Origin of the sequence: Sphingomonas sp. 2378 (assembly GCF_038084995.1) — a bacterium.
In the GTDB taxonomy this organism is placed as follows: Bacteria; Pseudomonadota; Alphaproteobacteria; order Sphingomonadales; family Sphingomonadaceae; genus Sphingomonas.
In genome coordinates this window covers 1-6,302 of sequence record NZ_JAXCMJ010000077.1, presented here as the reverse complement: position 1 = coordinate 6,302, position 6,302 = coordinate 1, and the positions used below count along the sequence as shown (strand labels likewise).

At 65.4% G+C, this 6,302-nt stretch carries 5 protein-coding genes; all 5 read left to right on the top strand.

Annotation, left to right across the window (positions count from 1 at the left end):
• Nucleotides 1-177: 177 nt before the first annotated feature.
• The 5 genes from SM191_RS18990 (at nt 178) to SM191_RS18970 (ending at nt 5,918) form a co-directional block, all read left to right on the top strand.
• On the top strand, nt 178-1,368 hold the full coding sequence (locus tag SM191_RS18990; RefSeq protein ID WP_341507576.1) for an AAA family ATPase: 1,191 nt from the start codon (nt 178-180) through the stop codon (nt 1,366-1,368).
• A gap of 56 nt (nt 1,369-1,424) precedes the next feature.
• Nucleotides 1,425-2,471, top strand: coding sequence for a ParB/RepB/Spo0J family partition protein (locus SM191_RS18985; protein WP_341507575.1), 1,047 nt, complete (start codon nt 1,425-1,427; stop codon nt 2,469-2,471).
• A gap of 522 nt (nt 2,472-2,993) precedes the next feature.
• Nucleotides 2,994-3,446: a hypothetical protein gene (locus SM191_RS18980; RefSeq protein ID WP_341507574.1), complete on the top strand. Its 453-nt coding sequence runs from the start codon at nt 2,994-2,996 to the stop codon at nt 3,444-3,446.
• Nucleotides 3,447-3,657: 211 nt separating this feature from the next.
• Nucleotides 3,658-4,605: a replication initiator protein A gene (locus tag SM191_RS18975; protein ID WP_341507573.1), complete on the top strand. Its 948-nt coding sequence runs from the start codon at nt 3,658-3,660 to the stop codon at nt 4,603-4,605.
• Nucleotides 4,606-5,078: 473 nt separating this feature from the next.
• Complete coding sequence (locus SM191_RS18970; protein ID WP_341507572.1) at nt 5,079-5,918, top strand: helix-turn-helix domain-containing protein; 840 nt, start codon at nt 5,079-5,081, stop codon at nt 5,916-5,918.
• Nucleotides 5,919-6,302: the final 384 nt, after the last annotated feature.

Here is a 6,302-nt window from a genome sequence, read left to right as displayed (position 1 = left end):
TTTGTGGGGAGCCCCCTCCACCACCGCTTCGCGGCGGTCCCCCTCCCCGTGCCGGGGAGGATAAGTTTCCCCGGGGAAACATTGCCCCCGCCCCCGCCCCTTGCCCGATTGAATGAAATTTGCCATTAGCCCGCCCCAAAAGCTTCAAGGGGTGTGCGAGTGGCGGAAGATCATGCAATGCTGTCCCAGATCGGCGATCTGGCGAGCGCCGGCGAGCGGATGATCGAGCGGTTGCGGCGCAAGGCGTTCCTGCCCGAAAGCCGCAAGGGCCTGCATCTCCGCTTCGGTATCGCGGAGGCGGCGCAGTTGCTCGGCTGTTCGACCAACCGCATCCGCATGGCGGAGGAGGATGGCCGCCTCCCCCCTGCCCCGATCACCGACAATGGCCGTCGGCTGGGCTATAGCGTCGAGCAGATGCTGACGATGCGCGACGTTCTGGGCGCCTCCCCTGCCCGCGCGGCGCATGACGTGCCCGCGATCATCGCGGTGCAGAATTTCAAGGGCGGCGTCGGCAAGTCGACCGTCACCACCCATCTGGCGCATTATTTCGCGGTGCAGGGCTACCGCGTGCTGGTCGTCGATTGCGACAGCCAGGCGACGACGACGACGCTGTTCGGCTTCAACCCGCATTTCAACGTCACCCGAGAAGAGACGCTCTACCCCTATCTGTCGATCGACCCGACCCAGACCGACCTGGCCTATGCGGTCAAGCCGACGCCCTGGCCCAATGTCGACCTGATCCCCTCCAACCTCGAATTGTTCGACGTGGAATATGAACTGGCCGCCGCGGGGTCGGATGGCGGTTCGGTGCTCGCCGCGCGGTTCCGCAAGCTGAAGCGCGGGCTGGCCGAACTGGCGCGCGATTATGACGTGGTGCTGCTCGATCCGCCCCCTGCCCTCGGCACGATCAGCCTGGCGGTGATGCAGGCGGCCAATGCGCTCCTCGTGCCGCTCGCCGCGACGACGCCGGATTTCTGTTCCACGGTGCAGTTCCTGTCGATGATGGACCAGGTGCTCCACCAATTGACCGGCGCGGGGATCGAGGTGGATTACCAGTTCGTCCGGCTGATCTGCTCCAAATTCGACGGCAATGACCCCAGCCACGCCATGGTCCGCGCGATCATGGAACAGAGCTTCGGCCCCGCGCTGCTGCCCGTGCCGATCCTGGAATCCGCCGAGATCAGCCATGCCGCGATGCGGATGATGACCGTCTACGAACTCGAAAAGCCGATCGGCACGCCCAAGACGCACAAACGCTGCCGCGCCAATCTGGACGAGGCGATGCGCCAGGTCGAACAACTGGTCCGCCAGGGCTGGGGCCGGATCGAACCGGCGAGTGAGGAGGCGGTGATCCATGCGGCGGCTTGAAATGCCTCTTTCCTACACCGCTATGTTCTTGCAATGTTCTGCCGGGGAGGCATTCCATGGCGCGTAAACAATCCGATTATCTGGCGGCCCTTCTGGCGGAGGAAGAGGGCGACGACCCCTCCACGACCCCGGTCCGCGAGGCGCAGGCGGACCGCGTCCGCACCACGACCTTGCTCGGTCGCGAGTCGGCCTTGGCGCGGGTCGCCAGCGGCGAGGTGCGGCAGGTCACGCAGTTGCTGCTCGATCCGGCGCGTGTCCGGGTCTGGCCCGGCAATGCCCGCAACTATGACCTGCTGACCGAGGAACATTGCCGCGAACTGATCGACTCGATCATCGCCGAAGGGGGGCAGAAAGTCCCCGCCGTGGTCCGTCGGATCGAAGGCGACCCGGACCATGATTATGAGGTCATCGCGGGCACCCGGCGTCACTGGTCGATCTCGTGGCTGCGGGCGAACAGCTATCCCGACATGCTCTTCGTGGCGCAGGTCGCGCATCTGGACGACGAGGCGGCGTTCCGTCTGGCCGATCTGGAGAACCGGGCGCGCGCCGATGTGTCGGACCTGGAGCGGGCGCGCAATTACCTGTCGGCGCTGAGCACTCATTATGGCAATCACCAGACGCGGATGGCCGAGCGGTTGAAGCTGTCCAAGGGCTGGCTGTCCAAGATGCTCAAGGTCGCCGCGCTGCCCGATGTCGTGATCGCCGCCTTCGCCTCGCCCTATGAGGTGCAGTTGAAGCCGGGCTATGCGCTGGCCCAGGCGATGCAGGACCCGAGCGAGGCGAGCGCGATCACCGGCGTCGCGGCGGTCATCGCGCGGGAACAGGCGGCGCTCAAGGAAGACGGCAAGCCCGCCATTCCGGCTGCCGATGTGCTGCGGCGGTTGCTGAACGCGTCGAAGATGATGCGGGGCGAGGATGGGGGGCCGGAGCCCTATCGCTATCACAACCGCTATGGCCGCCCGGTGCTGTCGATCCAGTCGGTGAACCGGCAGGGGGTGACGGTTCGGCTCCATGCGGATGCGGCGGACACCGAGGGCTATGTCGAGGCGCTGCGCCGGATGCTCGCGCATCTGGAAGAGACGGGGCAGGGGATGAAGCGCTGAATGTTTCCCCAGGGAAACTTCGGTCGGGGAACGGCAGGGCAGAGGGCGAGCCAAGAGCAATCGACGATCAAGCAGACCGATCTTATTCCTTCCTTGTAAGGGGAGGTGGCGCGCATAGCGCGTCGGAGGGGTGTCCCCCTATCGAGAGTGCGACACCCCTCCGTCAGGCCTTCGGCCTGCCACCTCCCCTTCCAGGGGAGGAATGGGGGAACGTCGATCCGCCCTCGGTCGGTCGGAGCCCAGCGTATCCACACCCCCACGCACCATCCCGGCGAAGGCCGGGATCCAGTTTGGCGGGTGATCGTAAGCCCTCCCGTCGTTCGCGACTGGACCCCGGCCTCCGCCGGGGTGGTGATCGACGGGCGGGGAGGGGAGGGGGGTGCAACGGTCCGAACAGATGAAACCAACATGAAGGGCTGAATATCCTGCACATGTCCGACGATTCCCCACCCATTGATGAGTTTTCTGAATCACCGCGATTTTCCGCTTTTGTTCTGGCTCGAACCGATTCAGACAAAAGCCATGCCGATCGCGCGCGAACATCGCTGGCTCTATCCGATCGACTGGCGGGAATTGTCCGCGCTAATCCGGTTCGGCCGGGCCAAGGGGCGGTGCGAGCATTGCGGGCGACCGCATGGGCAGGACGTCGTGCATCTGGGCGACGGGATATGGTGGGACGAACAGGCCGCACGCTGGCGGGACGAACGGGGCAGGCGGGTGAGGGCGCTTCGCAGCCCCGCCGACATGATCCGCGCGCAGCCGGGGCTGGCGGGGATCGCGCCGCCCTTGCCGTTCCGCAGGACCCGCGTGATCCTGGCCAGCGCGCATCTCAACCACGATCCCGGCGACAACCGGCCGCGCAACCTGGCCGCGCTGTGCCAGGGATGCCATATGCGCCACGACGCGCGCGAGCATCGCCGTCGCCGCCTGCGCAATCATTTCCGGGCCAGCGCGCTGGGCGATCTCTTCGCCTGACCGGCCTCGACCGCCACCGATGCGGCGCGCTCAAAATTTCTCCCGCCAGCACAAGGGGATGACCGGATATGCTCGGCATCATGACAACCGCGCCGATCGATGCGCGAATTCATACTCGAAAGCACGAATCGCTTGCCGCTTCGACCCTCATTTCCGGGGGCTGTCCGGCATGCCCTCCCCAAAGTTCGTGCTTTCGAGTATGAATTCCTCCATGACACGAACGCCATCCGTCGCCCCCAAGAAGGACGCGGTTTCCCCCCGCGCCGCCACCCGTACGCAGGGCGACCTGTTCCACCTGGACAGCCCGCTGACCAGCGAGATCCGCGGCGAGCGATCGCTGATGGCGTTTCCCTTCTTCGCGCTCAGCAAGACCGCCTGGATGAAGGCGCTGACCTATCACCACGCCAATGTCTCGATCGAGGTCCGCCCCTCGGCCAAGGGGGTGGCGACCATCTATGACAAGGAGATCGTCCTCTACATCGCCAGCCTGATGGCCGGGAAGATCGAGCGGGGCGAGGAGGTGGAGCAGGACTTCGTCTTCACCGCGCACGACCTGTTCTCGGTGACCGGGGCCAACCATTCGGCACGCTCCTACCAGCGGCTGTCCGAGGCGCTGGAGCGGCTGCAAGGTACGCAGATCAAGACGAATATCGAGGCCGGCGGGGAAGGGGAGGAGGGCTTCTTCTCCTGGCTGTCCGAGGCGCGGCTGCACTATACCAAGACGCGCACCGGCGAGCGGCGCCTGAAGGCGGTGAAGGTGCGGCTGTGCGACTGGCTCCACCGCGCCATCCTGCGCGACCAGCAGGTGCTGGCCTATGCCTCCGCCTATTTCCAGCTCGGCCCCGTCGAGCGGCGCATCTACGAGGTCGCGCGCGCAGGGGCGGAGAACGGGCGGCTGGAGATCGACCTGGCCGCCTTCCGGCTCCAGATCGGCTATCAGAACCCGCTCGCCAATTTCCGTGCCGCGATGAAGGCGATCGCGCAGGCCGATGCCATCCCCGACTATTCGGTCGCCCTGGTCGAGGATACCGAGAGCGAGGAACCGGCCGAGGGCAGGGGGCGGGGACGGCGTGCCCCCTCCGCCCGGGTGATCGTCACCGAGCGTCCGGCAGCGCTTCCCGAGGCGGTGGGCGAGGCCGCGAATCGCCCCCAGGGGTGATTCGGGGATGATTCGCCGAGTCGGTGCGAATTCATACTCGATAGCACGAATAGAGCGGCTGAATTCATATCCGATAGCACGAATTCTTCGCCGAATTCATACTCGATAGCACGAATGCTGCGCCCGATTTCGATGATCCAATCCGTGTTTTTTCGATTTCCTACTCGAAAGCACGAATGGCCAGCGCTTCCTTTGTTGGAGAATTACTGCGAGATTGATCCATATCGCAGGTCGAGATCTGCGATGGCAGGATTTGGAAGCAAATGGGAACGGTCGTGACCACATAAAGGAAAGCCCGGCACGAAGGCCGGGCATCCCAGGTTTGAGGGAGCGACGTCGCCAAACGTCGATCCGAGGTGTCACTAGCCTCCTCCTGATACGCCTGTCGCTCCTGCGGTTCAAGGATGCGCGCTTCGCGCCACGCCCCTTTTTTGACTTTTTTTGGTCCCGGCCCCGAAAAAGGGGGAAGGAAGATGACGGCGTTCACCTTTGGTGAGGCGACGATGAGGGCGCTCGCCCAGGCGGCGGACGGTCGCGGGCGGGGGAGATCGTCCGCCAAGCCCCACCGCACCGGCGCCCCCGTGCGCCGCGACAGCATCGAGGCGGGGACGTTCGAGGACATGTTCTTCGCCACGCCGGCCAAGGGCGAGTGCGACCGCCTGATCCGCATGGCGCGCACCGCGCTCGATGCCGGGCGGCGGGTCAGGCGCGAGGCGCGGGGGCAGGGGCGGGTGCTGACCGGCCCCGAACGGCTGCTCGCCAGCCTGACCGCAGGCGCGGTGCGGGTCTATGAGGAATTGTGCACGCTCGCCCGGCTGAACGGGGGCAAGGTCTATCCCAGCTACGACCGGCTGGCGTCGGCCACCGCGCTCGGCCGGGCGACCGTGGCCCGCGCGCTCCACATCCTGGAGGAAGCCGGTTTCCTGGTCCGCCAGCGCCGTTTCCGCCGGGTTGAGGGGGAGGGGCCCGGCCCGCGCTGGGAACAGACGTCCAACGCCTATCGCCCGACCGTGCCCAAGCGGCTGCTGTCCCTGCTCCCCCGCTGGCTCCGCCCCGCGCCTGTGCCCGAGGACGCGCTCCAGCATATCGCCGACCAGGCCGAGGAGCAGGAACGGATGAAGGCGCAGCTCTCCTGCCGCGAACTGGCGCAACTGACGACCGGCGGAGCACTGGGCCGCGTGCTGGCCCGCCTCGGCGCGACGCTCGACGCGGTGCTGCCTTCACGTGAGTCTCATGTTAATCCTGAACCCCTACCAGATTCATTCATTAAGAGGCATAATGCCTCGACCTCGACGGTCGAGACGCTTCAATGAACCCAACCGGAAACCGTCCAGCCCAGCCGCCCATACAGGAGACGCCGGCTACGCCGTCGCAATGCTCCCTAAGAGGGAGCAGGCGGGTCCGTCAGCCCGTTTTTTCGACGAGTTCATTTGTTGAAATGAAGCAGGTAGCGCAGGCAACCTTGTTGGTGATGGCGCTCCCCAGACCGGGGCTGGAGTCCGGACTTCATGCATGATGAGTTCGTCACCTGTCGATATCTCCACGTGCTGGAGGGACGTGCGCGAGTTGACTGATCTTATCGCCAAGCATGGTGGGCCCTGACGTGACCCCCGTTTCTTCATCCAACTGGAAGTAGAGACCGTCTCCTTAAAGGGACGGACGGAATGAAGCGGAAGCAGTTTTCGGAAGAGCAGATC

Excerpts from the sequence above, each read along its gene's own strand:
- SM191_RS18975 (WP_341507573.1), top strand. The coding sequence starts at position 3,658 with ATGACACGAACGCCATCCGTCGCCCCCAAGAAGGACGCGGTTTCCCCC.
- SM191_RS18970 (WP_341507572.1), top strand. The coding sequence starts at position 5,079 with ATGACGGCGTTCACCTTTGGTGAGGCGACGATGAGGGCGCTCGCCCAG.
- SM191_RS18990 (WP_341507576.1), top strand. The coding sequence starts at position 178 with ATGCTGTCCCAGATCGGCGATCTGGCGAGCGCCGGCGAGCGGATGATC.
- SM191_RS18980 (WP_341507574.1), top strand. The coding sequence starts at position 2,994 with ATGCCGATCGCGCGCGAACATCGCTGGCTCTATCCGATCGACTGGCGG.
- SM191_RS18985 (WP_341507575.1), top strand. The coding sequence starts at position 1,425 with ATGGCGCGTAAACAATCCGATTATCTGGCGGCCCTTCTGGCGGAGGAA.